Source organism: Pedobacter sp. KH_004 (assembly GCF_057840755.1).
In genome coordinates this window covers 5,411,211-5,426,515 of sequence record NZ_CM174519.1, presented here as the reverse complement: position 1 = coordinate 5,426,515, position 15,305 = coordinate 5,411,211, and the positions used below count along the sequence as shown (strand labels likewise).

Genomic DNA, 15,305 nt, shown 5'->3' with positions numbered 1-15,305 from the left:
CGAGACCTTTCTTTTTAAAGTCCTCACTTTCAGAGGAGGTTTGGGAGGTTTTATTTCTTAGCTACTAATTTCACGCCGATTTCGAAGTTATCATCAATTGCTTTGTCGCCAATGCTATCGAAGAAAGATTTTGAACCGTAACGAATGTCATATTTAGTTCTATCCACTAAGATTTTACCAGCTAAAGCAGAAACAGTTCCATCTGCATTTACAGAAATAGTTGCAGGGAAAGTTACTGGTTTGGTAATACCTTTAATGGTTAAGTTACCTGTTACATTGTTTCCAGCAACTTTGGTAATTACGAAAGTTGAAGTTGGATATTTCGCCGTTCCGAAGAAATCGTCTGCTTTTAAGTGACCTTCTAATTTCGCACTGCCATCAGCATCTTTAATAGAATTCATATCGATTGTGAAAGTACCACCTGTTACTTTTTTGCCATCAACATTTAAAGTTCCTGATTGCAAAGCGATAGTTCCGTTGTGAGAACCTGTTACTTTTTTACCAATCCAGGTGATGGTTGATTTTGCTGCATCTACAGTGTAAGTAACTGGTTTAATAGTTGTAAAAGCTGATAATGACACAACTGCAACTAACAAAAGGATGGAAGAGATTTTTAATTTCATGTTTGATTTTTTAATTTATTTTGCAAATATAAGTTTAAGATAGATTGTTTGTTATTGATGTATGTTAACTTTTTCAAAAACGATCGATTTATCTGAAAGCACTCTATTGACTAAGGATTGCACTCGAGGTTTAATTAGTTTATTTTAATTTAAAGTTTTTATGGGATAATAATTTAAAAAAATATTGTATTCGGCTTAAAACACATAAGAAAGAAATTTTTCCCTATATAAAAAGAAATAATTCCGTATATTTAAAACAAACATTTGCATATATGTCGATCGCAACTTTAGATAAAAGACAACAGAAAATTTTAGAGGAGATTCCGACTTTAAATGATTTTTCAAAAATTTATTTCTACACCGTACAAAGTAAATTTGATAATGATTTTGTCAAAACTTTAGATAGTATGATCGGACTTAATGATACTATCTTATCTGATTGGTTAAGCATTACACCAAGAACATTTAGGAATTATAAAAAAAATACCGATTTAATACTAAAAGGCAATATTAAAGAACACATTGTATTAATTATTTCATTATATAAACACGGCATAGAGGTATTTGGAGATACCGATAATTTCGAGAAGTGGCTCTCTATGAAAAACCACTTATTGGATAATAAAGCTCCAACTTCATTTCTAGATACTGTTTCAGGGATAAAATTTATTGATAACAGATTGTCGGCTCTTGAATATGGTGAAAATGTTTAACTATGTTAATTTATAACATTAGAAAAGAAAAATACGCCAATAGGTTGGTTGCGTCTGGTATTGCAAACAGATGGAATAGAGATGATGAGTTTATAATCTATACAGGCAGTTCCATAGCATTATCTGCATTAGAATTGATTGCTCATCGAAGCGCAATTAATATTGATCATCAATACAAACTCTTATCGATTAAGGTAAATGCAGATAAAAGTGATGTTTCAGAAATCCAATTAAAGAATTTACCCACAGATTGGAAGAGCGTGAAATCTTATCCTCGACTACAGGAGATTGGGTCTGATTGGTACAAAAATAATAAGAGCTTATTATTGAAAGTTCCATCCGCATTGGTTCAAAACGAGTACAATTATTTAATAAATACCAAACACCCTGATTTTTCAAATAAGGTAGCTATATATTCAATTGAAAATTTTGAATGGGATAATATATTACTTTAGTTTAAACTTCGTTTGAGGCCGTCAATTAAATATCAAAATAAAACCATGAATCACAGCGCAAAATCACTTCGACCATTTATTGGAGCTAAAAATTTCGAAACGTCAAGAAAATTCTACCGCGATCTTGGTTTTGAAGAAGTAACTCTGGGCGAAAGCATGTCGGTTTTCAAAAGCGGCAACCTCGCTTTTTATCTACAAAATGCCTACGTTAAAGATTGGATAGATAACACCATGATTTTTATGGAGGTGGATAACGTGAATCAGTTTTACAATGAACTTTCAGCGCTTGATTTACCTGCGAAATATGAAAATGTAAAGCTAAGTCCAATCAGAATTGAAAGCTGGGGAAGTGAATGTTTCCTCCACGATCCATCGGGGATTCTTTGGCATTTTGGGGAGTTTAGTTAACTTTTTTATTTCACAATCAAAAGTCGTCTTTTCGACTGAACGTAGTGAAATGGAGAAATCTTTTCACATAGGTTTAATTACAAAGATTTCTCGCCTTCACTCGAAATGACGGGCAAAAAAAAATCTGCAAGCTGTATGAAAATAAATTCATAAAACTTGCAGATGATTTATCTAATTAGATTGCCACGTCGGCTGAAAAAGCCTCCTCGCAATGACGAATAGTGAGCGTTACGGCACTATTTCTTCCAAATAACTTTCTACCGGTGGGCACGCACAAATTAATGATCTATCGCCATGGCTATCATTTACACGACCAACTGATGGCCAGAACTTGCGTTCCAACACATAAGGAAGTGGAAAAGCTGCTGTTTGGCGGCTGTAAGCGTGTCCCCAATCGTTGGCGGTAATTATAGCAACAGTATGAGGTGCGTTTTTCAATGGATTATCAACCTTATCAAAAGTTAAATTTTCAACCTGATCTATTTCTTTTTTAATCGCGATCAGTGCATCACAAAAACGATCTAATTCATGTTTAGGCTCCGATTCTGTAGGTTCAACCATTAACGTACCTGCAACCGGGAATGAAACCGTTGGGGCGTGGAAACCATAATCCATTAAACGTTTGGCGATATCAGTAACTTCAATTCCGAAAGCTTTGAATGAACGACAATCTAAAATCATCTCGTGTGCACAACGACCCTGAGCACCTGAATAAAGTACTGGGTAGTGTTGCTCTAAACGAGCTTTCATGTAATTGGCGTTTAAAATCGCATATTTAGTCGCATTGGTTAATCCCTCAGCACCCATCATAGCGATGTAAGCATGAGAAATAATCAAGATCGAAGCTGAACCCCAAGGTGCAGAAGAAACCGCAGAAATCGATTTTCCTTTGTCGATATCAACCACAGCATGACCAGGAAGATAAGGAACCAAGTGTTTCGCCACACCAATTGGGCCCATACCTGGACCGCCACCACCGTGAGGGATACAGAAAGTTTTGTGCAAGTTTAAATGGCAAACATCGGCACCAATATTAGCTGGGCTAGTTAAACCAACCTGTGCATTCATGTTTGCACCATCCATATAAACTTGTCCGCCGTTAGCGTGGATCGTTTCACAAATTTCGATGATGCTCTCTTCGAATACACCATGAGTTGATGGATAAGTCACCATCAAACAAGATAAATTGTCTTTATGTAACTCTGCTTTTGCTTTTAAATCTTCAACATCAATGTTACCATTTTCTAAAGATTTCACAACAACGATTTTCATATCAGCCATTGCTGCAGAAGCAGGATTTGTACCGTGAGCAGATGCAGGAATTAGCGCAACGTTACGGTGGAAATCGCCTCTATCGTGGTGATAAGCACGAATAACCATTAAACCTGCATATTCACCTTGAGCACCAGCGTTTGGCTGTAAACTCATCGCAGCAAAACCGGTAATCTCACTTAACCATTTATCAAGCTCGTTAAAAACCGAATAGTAACCCAAAACCTGATCTGCTGGAGCGAATGGGTGAATACGACCAAAGTGAGACCAGGTTACCGGAATCATTTCTGCAGTAGCATTCAATTTCATGGTACAACTTCCCAAAGCAATCATCGAGTGGCAAAGCGATAAATCTTTCGCCTCTAATGATTTGATGTAACGCAACATTTCATGCTCTGAATGGTGCGAATTGAAAATTGGGTGACTTAAGTACGCTGAAGTACGTTGTAAAGCTGATGGAATTACGGATTCAACATTTTCTACTACCTCAACCTGATCAGCAGCAACTGCTTTTACTTTAGCGAAAATTTTAGCAATTAATGCAACATCTTCAAAAGCAGTGGTTTCATCGATAGAGATGGTAGCCACGTTACCCACATAATTCAAGTTGATTTCGTTATCTAAACAACCTGAATGAATGCCACCTTTTAAGTCGCCTAAATCGAAACGAATGGTATCGAAATAAGCTGAATTTAATTGCTCGTAACCTAAACTTTTTAACGTTGATGCTAAACTAACCGCCAAACCATGCGTACGTTCTGCAATGGCTTTTAATCCTTTCGGGCCGTGATAAGCTGCATAGAAGCCAGCCATAATCGCCAATAATGCTTGCGCCGTACAAATGTTCGAAGTTGCTTTATCTCTACGGATGTGTTGCTCGCGGGTTTGCAAAGCCATACGTAAAGCATAATCGCCGTGGCTATCGATGGTTACACCAATAATACGACCTGGGATTGAGCGTTTATATTCTTCTTTAGTTGCGAAAAATGCTGCGTGTGGACCGCCAAAACCCATCGGAATACCGAAACGTTGCGTTGTACCTACCACGATATCAGCACCCCATTCGCCTGGAGGCGCTAATAAGGTTAAGCTTAAAATATCAGCTGCAACCGTTAATTTAATATTTTTATTGTGTAATTCAGAAGCAAAGTTTTTGTAATCGAAAACTTCTCCATTACCTGCGGGATATTGAACAATCGCACCAAAGAAATCTTCGGTAGCTACGAAATCCAAATGATGGCCGATGACTAATTCAATACCGTAAGGATTAGCTCGGGTTTTTAAAATATCTATCGTTTGAGGAAAAACTAAATCTGAAACGAAATACTTCTTTGCAGCTTGATTTTTACGCGTACTGTATTGCATAAACATCGCCTCTGCCGCAGCCGTACCTTCGTCTAAAAGTGACGCATTGGCAATTTCCATTCCGGTTAAATCGATTACCATCGTTTGGAAATTTAATAACGCCTGTAAACGACCTTGTGCAATTTCGGCCTGGTATGGTGTATATTGCGTATACCATCCTGGATTTTCAAATACGTTACGTAAAATTACACCCGGGGTAATGGTATCATAATAACCCTGTCCAATAAAGCTCTTGAAAACTTTATTTAACAATGAGGTTTGTTTTAAAGCACCCAAATATTCAGTTTCTGACTTCGCCGCAGGCAGATTTAATGGTTGTTTTAACCTAATTGCCGTAGGAACAGTTTGTTCAATCAGTTCATCAATAGAATTTACGCCAACAGCTTGCAACATTTCAGCAGTATCTGCCTCATTTGGTGCAATATGACGATTTTGAAAATCTTCCTTGTAGTGGATATTTAAGCTCATGCAGGTATGAATAATAATTTGCTGCAAAGGTAGGAAAAACGATATTGTATTTTGCTATATATCAGTGTAAAAAAGGTGTCTTATTTACGCTTAAAGGCGACAAAATTGGTAGATTTTAAATTTGTATTTAAAGACAAACGTTTGTTCATTCAAGAAGAAATTTCATTTAGTTGGAAAGCAGTAACGCTACAAAATTAAAGCTTGTTGCCGCCATTTGCTACAATCTTTTTTCAGGTTTTCTGTTATGCTGAGGCACGAAGCATCCCTGCCTACCGCAAGCAGGTGTTTCATCGCTTGCAGATGCTTCGTACCTGCCATTGACGTTTTTAACTTTCCGTCTTTGATTGCCTGCGGCAGGCAGGCGATCCCGATTCTTTATCGGGAGAAGCTCCCGAGGAATGCCTTTGGCACAATCTAATTTCTGGAGTTATTTTCTTAAATGAGATTGCTTCGTGCCTCGCAAGGACGACCGTCAGCAAGTCCGGAAAGCTCGCGAGCCGAGTTTATCAGGCAAAACAGAGGCTGAAATAAATTCAGCATGACGACTTATAATTCATTTCCTTACTTCTGCACTTTCCAACCTTCATCTTTACTCAACTTCAACTTGTAAGTCTTCGTAATGAAGTTGCTGTTTTTATTGGCGTCTTTATCAAAAGGTTCAAAATCGGTAGTCACCATTTTTAAGGAAACGGTAACCTTAGCTGTGCTCGAATTTACCTGTTCAAAATTTACCGGCTTTTCATCTGCTAAAACATAGGTAACGGCTTTAACAGTAGCTTTATCGGCATCTTGTTTCAAAACCAGCGGACTAGCTTTATCAGTTAAAGTTATTTGATATACGAAACTGCTATCTTTAGAAAGGAACTTCTTTTTCGCTTCTTTTAAATTCAAAGTTACCAATCCTTTACTTGCTAATGATTTGTATTTCCCTAACTCAAACATGTCATTCGTGCTGTTAAACTTAATTTGTCCAAAGTTGAAACGAATGGTTTTATACTCAGGGTTGGCTTTTAAGTAATCTGTAATCACTTCTCCCGCCTCATCCTGATTGATGGTTGTTTTAGTTTTACATCCGGCGAAGCCGATAATTAGAAAAGAGAGAATATAAAGAATTTGCTTTTTCATGTTTTTGTTTTTGCTTTTTAAAGGTATTTATTTTTTATTCTAACCGCAAAGAACACTAAGTTTTTCGCAAAGGAAGAGAAGTAAAAATTTGAGCACCCAGATTTGTAATCTTTGCACCTTGTCTTTGCGTCCTTTACGGTAAAACATCAACGTCTCTTCAAATACTTCAAATTGGGCAACACCATTGCCGACAAGATGACACACACGCCTACCCAACGGAATAATGAAACCTGTTCTTGCAGCACAAAGCCAGCCATCATTACCGCAACAGGCAATTCTGCTGCACTTAAAATTGAGCTCAACGCTGTTCCAATGCGGGGAACACCTTCAGCATAAAATAACGGTGGAATTACTGTTCCGAAAACGGCAATAATTAGCCCCCATTGAAGCAGAGTTCCGTTTAATGCGCCATTAAACAGAAACGCAGGTGGAAACAGGATAAAGATCAAAATACATGCTCCAGTAATCATTAATGCACTTTTCTGCAGTGGTGGATACTCGTTTCCGATTCTTCCGCTTAACATTAAAAAGCCCGCATAACATACTGCAGCGAGCAAACCAAAGCCGATACCTTTGTAGCTCAAACTTGAAATAGTTGTTTCTAACATACCACTTGCTAAAACTGTTCCACCCAAAACCAAAAGGATCGCTAAAAACTGTAATCCCGTCGGCTTCTTTTTGTAGATGATAAACTCCAGTAAAATACTCATCCAAATAAATTGCATAAGCAAAATGATAGCCACTGAGTTTGGCACAAGTTTAACTGACTGATAATAGAAAATACTTACCAAACCTGTACAAGTTCCAGCTAGAATCATCTTCCATTTAGGTGTAATTAGCTTTATTTCTTGTGCCTTATACTTTGAAGTCCTGCTTTGAAAGAAAAATAAAACCCAAAGAATTACTGCACCAAAAAATGCCTGCGCACCGGTAACATCTCCGAGAGAATATCCATCGTGATAGGCCAATTTTACAAAAGTAGAAAGGATACCGAAACTGCAGGCACCAAAAAAAACAAGGAGAATTCCTTTTAACATGTTACGGGTTTAGAAATAATTTTGAGTGAAGGTTTAATTTGTCAGGTGTTTTTTTTTGCCAAGCCAGCCAACTCAAAACCTTTAACTCGTAACTAAGCGAGTTGTTGTAAATATTTTTGAACTGTAGTTTCTAAACCCAAATAAAGCGCATCGCTAATTAAAGCGTGACCAATGGAAACTTCCAATAAACCAGGAATGCTTTGGGCAAAGTAATGAAGGTTGTGCAAATCTAAATCATGACCAGCATTTATTCCTAAACCTAATCTATTTGCGTGGTGTGCAGCGGCAATGTAGTTAACAATTGCTTTTTCTCTATCAGCGTAATAATTATGAGCATAAGCCTCGGTGTATAATTCGATTCGATCTGTACCTGTTTCTGCAGCTCCCTCAACCATTTCAACTACCGGATCAACAAAAATGGAAACCCGAATGCCTTCTTTTTGAAAAACCGAAACCATCTCTTTTAAATACTCTCTATGTTTTATCGTATCCCAACCGTGGTTAGAAGTAATTTGTCCTTCGGCATCGGGCACTAATGTAACTTGTGCCGGTTTATTAGCCAAAACAAGATCAACAAATTTATCTTCACGGCAATTGCCTTCAATATTAAATTCAGTGGCAATAACGGCTTTCAAATCGTAAACATCCTGGTAACGAATATGGCGTTCATCTGGGCGTGGATGCACCGTAATTCCTTGTGCACCGAAACGTTCACAATCTAAGGCAACTTTCACTAAGTCAGGATTATTACCTCCACGACTGTTCCTTAAGGTAGCAATTTTATTGATGTTTACCGATAACTTTGTCATGCAACAAAGATAAGGCTTTGGCTTTGTTAATCTTTAAAGGTTCAAAAAAATTGACTTATTTTTACTCATATTTGCTTTCAGTAAATGAAATCGAAAGACATCACTCTATATAAAATTCTAATCGGAATTATTACTGTAATCAGTTCGCTGGCACTCTTTGGTGGGATTATGGAACCGGATTCTGCGCTATATGCATCAATAGCCAAAAATATGGTTTTGCGTGATGATTGGATTAACATCTACGTTCGTGGTGCAGATTGGCTTGACAAACCGCATTTAACTTTTTGGCTGGCAGCAGCCTCTTTCAAAATTTTCGGCATCAATGCCTTTGCTTATAAACTGCCTTCGTTTTTGTTTGGGTTGCTCGGAGCAGGTTATCTCTATAAGTTGGCGAAAGACATTTATAACCATAAAACGGGCTTGATAAGTGCGGTAATCTTTCTAAGTTCATTACACATCTTAATATCAACTTTTGATGTAAGGGCCGAAGTTTACATTACAACATTTACTTTGGCAGCGATTTACCATTACTACAAAGCACATTTAGGGTCTTTCTGGCATATCGTTTTTGGTTCACTCTTCGCTGCATGCGCCATCATGATCAAAGGAATCTTTGTTTTGATTCCGGTTTTTGGTGGTTTTATCCTTTATTGGCTCATCACCAAACAATATAAAGAGTTATTAAAACTGAAATGGTGGCTTGCGATAGTGCTAATTCTAGTTTTCATCATTCCCGAACTTTACACCTTGTATGTGCAGTTTGATTTACATCCAGAAAAAATTGTATTTGGAAAAACGGGAGTTTCGGGATTAAAATTCTTTTTCTGGGACAGTCAGTTTGGTCGCTTTTTTAATAACGGACCAATAAAAGGCAAAGGCGATATCTCATTTTTCTTACACACCACCATTTGGGCTTTTTTACCTTGGTCTATCTTACTTTATACTGCGGTAATTAATCTTTTCAAAAAGAAAAACAGAGTTTCTTTGCCCCCCGAAAGTATTATAATCTGGACAAGTGCCGCCATCACTTTTCTGCTTTTTTCACTGTCCAAATTTCAATTGCCACATTATATATTGATTGTTTTGCCACAATTTGCCATGATCACGGCCTTGTATTTACAGAAACTAGAAGGAAAGAGTCTGAAAATATTTCTCGCCGCTCAAACGGTTTTGGCAGTTTTAATTGTAGCGATATTAATCTGCGTTTCGATATTTTTCAAATTCGATTACTTCTTCGTTGCAAACGCCCTGCTAGTCGTTTTGCTATTTTTATCTGTATTGTTTTTTCGAGGATTAAAAATTGAAACCATCATTGCCAGAAGTAGCGTGATCTCCATTGGCTTGATGATTTTTCTTTCAGGTTTTTTTTATCCTGCTTTACTCAAATATGAATCTGGAATGGAAGCAGGCATTTGGTTAAAGGAAAACTACCCGAATGCTAAACCTGCAGTATTGATGTATCCTGATGCTTATTCTTTTGATTTCTATGCAAATGGAGAACCTCAGTATTTTTGGGATTTTGAGACATTGAACAAACATAGGACAGATAAGAACATGGTCATTTATGTTTGGGAGCCGGAAATGGAGCGATTGAAAAAGGATTACAATACGCAAATCCTCAAATCATTTGAATACTTTCACATCACAAAACTGACGGGAAAGTTTATTAATTCTAAAACACGCCCTCAGGTTTTAGAACGTTTTTATCTGGTAAGAATACAATAGCATGGAGTTATTTTTTCGCATTCTGAAATTTGGTATAACGGGCTTGCTTGGAATGGCAATTGATTTCGGCGTGACCTGGCTTTGCAAAGAGAAAATTAAAATAAATAAATACGTGGCCAATGCGCTAGGCTTCATTTTCGCTGTCACTAACAATTATCTAATTAATCGCGTTTGGACTTTTCAAAGCACCAACATCCACTGGGGAACCGAGTTTAGCAAATTTATTGTGGTAAGTGTAATTGGATTGGCATTAAACACCGTTATTATATATCTTTTCCACCAACGTAAAAACGGCACAAACTTTTATGTGGCTAAGTTTTTTGCTATCGCGATTGTTTTTGTTTGGAACTTTATCGCCAACCTGATGTTTACTTTTAGGTAACGTTTTTGCCGATAAAATAGAATACCACCAACCAGATTAATCCTTTTATCAGGAAGAATAAAAACCCGATTAAGCCCACACGCTTAAACCATAATTTTAGTTTTTCTTTGTTCATGGCGATGTGGTAAAGATAAAATTTTTGCCTTAAATTAGAAAGATTTTAAATAAGCAAAAGATGAAATGCTCCAGGTTCTTTTATTTTATTATTTCTATTCTTCTTCTCAGTACCAGTTCGAGTTTGGGTCAAACTTTTAAATCTATTAAGAAATACAAGATGGAATATTTTGTAGCGAATAAGGGTACTGAAAAACTAATCGGTATTCGAAGTTTCGCGAATGATGGGCGACGATATTTATTGCTTATTAATCCGCAGACGCTTGATAGCAAAGTTGACCTCGCTTCAAATTATGTTATAAGTAAAACATCATGGACACAGATCTTAACCGAATTTAAAACCAGCCCATACATAAAATCTTTAACTGCAGCTGCCGCAAAAGATTTTCAAATACAAGATGCAGGCATCGATAATGCTATACCAGAAGAACAAGGAATAACATTAACGATTGATCTTTGCCCCTCTCACAAACCCTTAGAAAGAATTATTTTTCAATCGGTATTCGATGAATTTAAAAAGATAGAGCAGCCAGCGCCTCTAGCCATTTCGCTTTCGGGAAAATGGATGCTTAAACACCAGAACGACCTAAATTGGCTAAAAAGTTTGGTCAACAAAAAAGACTTAGATATCACCTGGATAAATCATTCTTATAATCATGAGGTAAACAATCTGCCTCTGGCCGAAAATTTTTTACTAGCACCTGGCACCAACCTGGATACAGAGGTTTTAGAAAACGAAAAACTAATGCTCAAAAATGGGCTGACACCTTCTATTTTTTTCCGTTTTCCAGGTTTAGTTTCCGATAGAAGTATTGTGCAAAAAATTGAAGCTTATGGCTTAATCCCAATTGGAAGCGATGCCTGGTTAGCAAAAGGACAACAAGCAAATAATGGAAGTATTGTGCTTATCCATGGTAATGGAAATGAAGAGCTTGGTGTTAAAGACTTTCTGGAGTTATTGAAAACGAAAAAGGAAGAAGTTATCAGCAAACAATGGCTGTTGTTTGATTTGAGAAAAGGATTGCAAAAAGTATATGAGTAAACGCTATTTATGAAAAGTATCTAAAAACAAATCTTCAACTTTTTTACGAGCCCAAGGCATTCTACGCAAAAAGTTGAGGCTTGATTTAATGCTTTGATTGTTGTTAAAACAGTCGATTCTAATTAGCGACCCTAACTGCTCCCACCCATAATGCGCTTGCAAATCAGTAACGATTTTCTCAAGAGTGATTCCATGAAGAGGATTATTTTTCTGTTGATCGGCCATGCACAAAGCTAAATAAATTATAAAACTATTGCGGATTAAATTGTGAGAGCCAAACCGTTGCATTGCCGCACGAAGGATCATTTACGGTTTGATTTAAAATTTTAAATTGGTTTTTAACCAGCAAGTTGTGGTATTCGTCGGTATCAAGCGAAGCATGGAAAAGATTTTCGCCACCATTTATTCCCCACGCCTCTCCTCTTTTGGTGCCCGAGGTAAATAAAATTATTCCATTTGGAAGGAGATGATTGGCAAATATCTCAAACATTTTCGGCTGATCCTCCGTGGGTAAATGAAAAAAACTATGCCAGGCAATGATTGCATTAAATTTGGTTTCAAGTTTAAGCTTGCGCATATCTTGCAAGAGAAATTCTTCTGACGGAAAATTTTGTTTAGCCAGTGTCAACATTTTTTCACTTGCATCAACACCTGTTACCATAAACCCTGATTGCAGGAAATATTCCATAATAGGTTTTCCGTTCCCACAGCCTAAATCTAACAGGCTTGCACCCTTTGGTATTAACTCAATAACTGTATCCAAATAACGTTTCTCCATTAAATTACGAGGCCTGTTTTCCGCAAACCAATCGGCAATTTCATTATAAACTTGAAAAACGTTCTTTTTTTCATTCATCACCATAAAAATAAAAGCCCTTAAATTTGCATTTAAGGGCTTTGAAAAACTGAATATTACTTTCCTGCGATCCAGGTATTATTGTCAGGATTCGAATCTGGTAAAACCTTATTTGGATCTAAGGTAACTGATACTATTTCTTCAGTGGTTGGGAAACGCACCAACCAGGAGGTATTTTTCATCCAAACATCAACAGGTACTTTTACAATACTTTTTTTACCACTTTTAGTTTCTACCTGAAGGATAATTGGCATTGGCATTTTTTCCAAATTATTTACACGGATAGAATATCCTGATAAGTTTCCATCTTGTCTAATTTCCTCAACCGAACCAATGGCCTGATCCATTTTCCAGCTATTTAAAAACCAACTTCTCCAAAACCACGCTAAATCCTCACCTGCTGCATTTTCCATCGAGCGGAAAAAATCATAAGGAGTTGGGTGTTTGTAAGCCCAGTTTTTGATGTATTGACGAAACGCATAATCGAATCGGTCCTCACCTAAAATTTCATTTCTCAAAATATCTAGTCCCCAGCCTGGTTTAGAGTATAAGTTAATGCCAATATTTGCCTCCGTCATTCCATCAGGCATTTGCATAATGTTTTCATACTTAGGATTACCGATATAGTTTTTGCCTATAAAGTTCATGTTGGTTGGGCGACCAATATATTCTCCATTATTGAAGTTTTTAGCCGAAATGCCGTTGATAAATGTATTGAAACCTTCATCCATCCAACCGAATTTGCGTTCGTTCGAACCCACAATCATTGGGAACCAGGTGTGACCAAATTCGTGATCGATCACGCCCCAGGCACTGCCTTTTTTAGCCTTCCAACCACAAAAAACAATCCCTGGATACTCCATACCACCAATATTTGTAGCAACGTTAACTGCCATTGGATAAGGATATTCGAACCATTGTTTGGAATAATGTTCGATACTGGCTTTAACATATTCTACCCCGCGGCCATAACCATCAGCTCCATTACTTTCTACAGGTTGCGCAGAAACCGCTAATGATTTTTTTCCACTTGGTAAGTTGATGCGAGCAGCATCTAAAACAAAAGCTTTCGATGAAGCCCAAGCCGCATCGCGGGCATTTAAAATTTTAAACTTCCAGGTTAATTTATCTTTCGCCGGACGAGATTTAGGATCGGTAACCTCCGCCTCAGAACGGATGTGAACTGTTGCATCGCTATTTTTAGCAGCATTCCATCTTTGCAATTGTTGTGCAGTAAAAACTTCTTGTGGGTTTAAGAGTTCTCCAGAGGCCATTAAAATATGGGTTGCTGGTGCTGTTAAAGCCATAGTAATATCGCCATATTCGCAGTAAAACTCTCCACCGCCCCAATACGGTAAAGTATTCCAGCCAATTACATCATCGTAAACACACATGCGTGGAAACCATTGTGCAATGGCATAAATTTCGCCGTTTTTAGTAGTTAAATGACCAGTTCTATCCGATCCTTCTTTAGGAACAGTATAAGAATAGTCGATTTTAATAGTTACTACATCGCCATTGGCAGCCATCGGCTGATCCAAACGAATCTGCATACGGGTGTCTTCAACAATAGAAGTGAATTTTACTGCCGCAGCTTTTTGAGATACACTTACATTTTGAATTTTGTAACCTCCATCAAATTTTTCGCCTTGCGCACCATAACGACTGCGGGCTGGAGTAACTTGTTTGCCACGAGAATCTTCCTTAAATGTATTTTGATCTAGTTGTAACCATAAATACGGTAACTTATCCGGGCTGTTATTTTTATAGGTTATGGTAACTGTTCCGGTAACCAAACTTTTTGCTTCATCCAAATTGGCTGTAATGTTATAATCAACACGATTTTGCCAATACTTTGGCCCTGGGATTCCCATTGCTGAACGAAACTCGTTTCCGTTTTGAGTGTAAAACAAAGGCCCGAAAGCTTCAGCAGGATTGTAATTTGTAGCAGGAGCGGTTTGCTGAGCATTTGCCGAAATAACAAAAGCGCAACAAACAACACACAAAGTGAATAATTTATTAATTTTCATGAGTTTAATAAGTTGTTATTTGATCGTAAAGATAAAAAATAACCACATATAGCGCTATATGTGGTTACAATATTGATACATGAAAGTTTTAGTTACCTAATTTGGCTTTAACTTCGGCAAATCTTGTAGTTTTCTTTGCTGAGGAGTTAATTTTTGCCAAGCAACAAAGGCTTTTGAGATGTGATAATCATATCTGAAAGGTCTTTCTGCTTTGACCGACTCTATTGACGGCCTATAAATGATCATAAAATGTTTGAGATCTTCGCCTTTAAGCTTTGTTAAATCGATAATAGTTTTCTCACTAAAACCAGCGTCAATTTCTTCCTGGTACATTTCTTTTTCTTCTAGCTCGGCTTCTTTTCTTTGCTCCCGCTTGTATTTTCCGTAACCAAGATTCAGGTTTAAACCACCAACTTTATCTTTCATGCGCTTTCTACCTAAATTACCGCCGGTATTAAGTAGCGTGTATTTTTCTGCCAATGGGTCTTTTGCATCTGTAATCTGGCTATTCATTCTCACCCCTTTTACATCAACATCCATCAGGCTGGTCGATTTTACCGGAAGATAAATGCTTCTATTCAATAAGCTGGTTAAGTAAAGCGTATCGGTATGGTAACCAACGGCAGAAAACTCAATTAAATCTCCTACAGAAGCAGGAATGGTGTACTTACCTGTACTTGAGGTGGTGGTTACCTTTTTGCTATTTAAATTTCTGACAGAGACACCTGGTAACGTGAGCGATTTTTTATTGTAATCGAATACAGTACCAGTGGTAACTGTTTGCGCAAAAACACCAACAGGAAGGGCAATTAAAAGAAAAATAATCAGCTTATACATAAATCAAAAGTAAGTATTAAAATGTTCCAAAGCTGTAATTAACA

At 37.3% G+C, this 15,305-nt stretch carries 16 protein-coding genes; 6 read left to right on the top strand and 10 right to left on the bottom strand.

Annotated features, from left to right (window positions below; all coding sequences use genetic code 11):
• Positions 1-50: 50 nt before the first annotated feature.
• Positions 51-623: a YceI family protein gene (locus AC3ITD_RS23450; RefSeq protein ID WP_265799974.1), complete on the bottom strand. Its 573-nt coding sequence runs from the start codon at positions 621-623 to the stop codon at positions 51-53.
• A 272-nt stretch (positions 624-895) separates the two neighbouring features.
• On the opposite strand from AC3ITD_RS23450, the gene AC3ITD_RS23445 reads away from it, so the two are divergent.
• From AC3ITD_RS23445 to AC3ITD_RS23435, 3 genes are read left to right on the top strand one after another with little or no spacing between them, the layout of a single operon-like run.
• Positions 896-1,336, top strand: a complete 441-nt coding sequence (locus AC3ITD_RS23445; protein ID WP_265799976.1) for an Xre family toxin-antitoxin system antitoxin — start codon at positions 896-898, stop codon at positions 1,334-1,336.
• Positions 1,337-1,338: 2 nt separating this feature from the next.
• Positions 1,339-1,791 (top strand): RES family NAD+ phosphorylase, encoded by a 453-nt coding sequence (locus AC3ITD_RS23440; protein ID WP_489363004.1) that lies wholly within the window; start codon positions 1,339-1,341, stop codon positions 1,789-1,791.
• Positions 1,792-1,836: 45 nt separating this feature from the next.
• A complete protein-coding gene (locus tag AC3ITD_RS23435; protein ID WP_489363003.1) occupies positions 1,837-2,199 on the top strand; it encodes a VOC family protein in 363 nt (120 codons plus the stop codon).
• Between the two features lie 228 nt (positions 2,200-2,427).
• On the opposite strand, the gene gcvP is transcribed toward AC3ITD_RS23435, so the two are convergent.
• The 4 genes from gcvP to AC3ITD_RS23415 all read right to left on the bottom strand — a co-directional run bounded on the left by gcvP (position 2,428) and on the right by AC3ITD_RS23415 (position 8,275).
• Complete coding sequence (gene gcvP, locus AC3ITD_RS23430) at positions 2,428-5,304, bottom strand: aminomethyl-transferring glycine dehydrogenase (RefSeq protein ID WP_489363002.1); 2,877 nt, start codon at positions 5,302-5,304, stop codon at positions 2,428-2,430.
• A gap of 561 nt (positions 5,305-5,865) precedes the next feature.
• Positions 5,866-6,429: a hypothetical protein gene (locus AC3ITD_RS23425; RefSeq protein WP_265799981.1), complete on the bottom strand. Its 564-nt coding sequence runs from the start codon at positions 6,427-6,429 to the stop codon at positions 5,866-5,868.
• A gap of 146 nt (positions 6,430-6,575) precedes the next feature.
• Positions 6,576-7,466 carry an EamA family transporter gene (locus AC3ITD_RS23420; RefSeq protein WP_489363001.1) on the bottom strand — a complete coding sequence of 297 codons (891 nt, stop codon included), beginning with the start codon at positions 7,464-7,466 and terminating at the stop codon, positions 6,576-6,578.
• A gap of 92 nt (positions 7,467-7,558) precedes the next feature.
• Positions 7,559-8,275, bottom strand: coding sequence for a pyridoxine 5'-phosphate synthase (locus tag AC3ITD_RS23415; protein ID WP_489363000.1), 717 nt, complete (start codon positions 8,273-8,275; stop codon positions 7,559-7,561).
• A gap of 84 nt (positions 8,276-8,359) precedes the next feature.
• On the opposite strand from AC3ITD_RS23415, the gene AC3ITD_RS23410 reads away from it, so the two are divergent.
• Both AC3ITD_RS23410 and AC3ITD_RS23405 read left to right on the top strand, forming a co-directional pair.
• Positions 8,360-10,000: an ArnT family glycosyltransferase gene (locus AC3ITD_RS23410; protein ID WP_489362999.1), complete on the top strand. Its 1,641-nt coding sequence runs from the start codon at positions 8,360-8,362 to the stop codon at positions 9,998-10,000.
• A 1-nt stretch (position 10,001) separates the two neighbouring features.
• Complete coding sequence (locus AC3ITD_RS23405) at positions 10,002-10,382, top strand: GtrA family protein (protein WP_265799986.1); 381 nt, start codon at positions 10,002-10,004, stop codon at positions 10,380-10,382.
• Here AC3ITD_RS23405 and AC3ITD_RS23400 read toward each other — a convergent pair.
• The gene (locus AC3ITD_RS23400) at positions 10,375-10,497 is read right to left on the bottom strand and encodes a hypothetical protein (protein WP_260300610.1); all 123 of its coding nucleotides are present in this window, start codon (positions 10,495-10,497) and stop codon (positions 10,375-10,377) included. The two genes, AC3ITD_RS23405 and AC3ITD_RS23400, sit on opposite strands and share 8 nt — an antisense overlap.
• A gap of 159 nt (positions 10,498-10,656) precedes the next feature.
• Between AC3ITD_RS23400 and AC3ITD_RS23395 the strand changes: the two genes are divergently transcribed.
• The gene (locus AC3ITD_RS23395) at positions 10,657-11,538 is read left to right on the top strand and encodes a polysaccharide deacetylase family protein (protein ID WP_489362998.1); all 882 of its coding nucleotides are present in this window, start codon (positions 10,657-10,659) and stop codon (positions 11,536-11,538) included.
• A 3-nt stretch (positions 11,539-11,541) separates the two neighbouring features.
• On the opposite strand, the gene AC3ITD_RS23390 is transcribed toward AC3ITD_RS23395, so the two are convergent.
• From AC3ITD_RS23390 to AC3ITD_RS23375, 4 genes are all read right to left on the bottom strand, one after another.
• A complete protein-coding gene (locus AC3ITD_RS23390; RefSeq protein ID WP_265799988.1) occupies positions 11,542-11,763 on the bottom strand; it encodes a VF530 family protein in 222 nt (73 codons plus the stop codon).
• A 25-nt stretch (positions 11,764-11,788) separates the two neighbouring features.
• Entirely contained in the window at positions 11,789-12,394 is a 606-nt protein-coding gene (locus AC3ITD_RS23385; protein WP_489362997.1) for a class I SAM-dependent DNA methyltransferase, read from the bottom strand.
• Positions 12,395-12,450: 56 nt separating this feature from the next.
• On the bottom strand, positions 12,451-14,424 hold the full coding sequence (locus AC3ITD_RS23380) for a M1 family metallopeptidase (protein ID WP_489362996.1): 1,974 nt from the start codon (positions 14,422-14,424) through the stop codon (positions 12,451-12,453).
• 96 nt (positions 14,425-14,520) lie between these two features.
• Positions 14,521-15,261: a peptidase associated/transthyretin-like domain-containing protein gene (locus tag AC3ITD_RS23375; protein WP_489362995.1), complete on the bottom strand. Its 741-nt coding sequence runs from the start codon at positions 15,259-15,261 to the stop codon at positions 14,521-14,523.
• Positions 15,262-15,305: the final 44 nt, after the last annotated feature.

Excerpts from the sequence above, each read along its gene's own strand:
- gcvP (WP_489363002.1), bottom strand. The coding sequence starts at position 5,304 with ATGAGCTTAAATATCCACTACAAGGAAGATTTTCAAAATCGTCATATT.
- AC3ITD_RS23395 (WP_489362998.1), top strand. The coding sequence starts at position 10,657 with ATGGAATATTTTGTAGCGAATAAGGGTACTGAAAAACTAATCGGTATT.
- AC3ITD_RS23445 (WP_265799976.1), top strand. The coding sequence starts at position 896 with ATGTCGATCGCAACTTTAGATAAAAGACAACAGAAAATTTTAGAGGAG.
- AC3ITD_RS23400 (WP_260300610.1), bottom strand. The coding sequence starts at position 10,497 with ATGAACAAAGAAAAACTAAAATTATGGTTTAAGCGTGTGGGCTTAATC.
- AC3ITD_RS23425 (WP_265799981.1), bottom strand. The coding sequence starts at position 6,429 with ATGAAAAAGCAAATTCTTTATATTCTCTCTTTTCTAATTATCGGCTTC.
- AC3ITD_RS23405 (WP_265799986.1), top strand. The coding sequence starts at position 10,002 with ATGGAGTTATTTTTTCGCATTCTGAAATTTGGTATAACGGGCTTGCTT.
- AC3ITD_RS23420 (WP_489363001.1), bottom strand. The coding sequence starts at position 7,466 with ATGTTAAAAGGAATTCTCCTTGTTTTTTTTGGTGCCTGCAGTTTCGGT.
- AC3ITD_RS23375 (WP_489362995.1), bottom strand. The coding sequence starts at position 15,261 with ATGTATAAGCTGATTATTTTTCTTTTAATTGCCCTTCCTGTTGGTGTT.
- AC3ITD_RS23435 (WP_489363003.1), top strand. The coding sequence starts at position 1,837 with ATGAATCACAGCGCAAAATCACTTCGACCATTTATTGGAGCTAAAAAT.
- AC3ITD_RS23390 (WP_265799988.1), bottom strand. The coding sequence starts at position 11,763 with ATGGCCGATCAACAGAAAAATAATCCTCTTCATGGAATCACTCTTGAG.
- AC3ITD_RS23440 (WP_489363004.1), top strand. The coding sequence starts at position 1,339 with ATGTTAATTTATAACATTAGAAAAGAAAAATACGCCAATAGGTTGGTT.
- AC3ITD_RS23410 (WP_489362999.1), top strand. The coding sequence starts at position 8,360 with ATGAAATCGAAAGACATCACTCTATATAAAATTCTAATCGGAATTATT.
- AC3ITD_RS23380 (WP_489362996.1), bottom strand. The coding sequence starts at position 14,424 with ATGAAAATTAATAAATTATTCACTTTGTGTGTTGTTTGTTGCGCTTTT.
- AC3ITD_RS23385 (WP_489362997.1), bottom strand. The coding sequence starts at position 12,394 with ATGAATGAAAAAAAGAACGTTTTTCAAGTTTATAATGAAATTGCCGAT.
- AC3ITD_RS23415 (WP_489363000.1), bottom strand. The coding sequence starts at position 8,275 with ATGACAAAGTTATCGGTAAACATCAATAAAATTGCTACCTTAAGGAAC.
- AC3ITD_RS23450 (WP_265799974.1), bottom strand. The coding sequence starts at position 623 with ATGAAATTAAAAATCTCTTCCATCCTTTTGTTAGTTGCAGTTGTGTCA.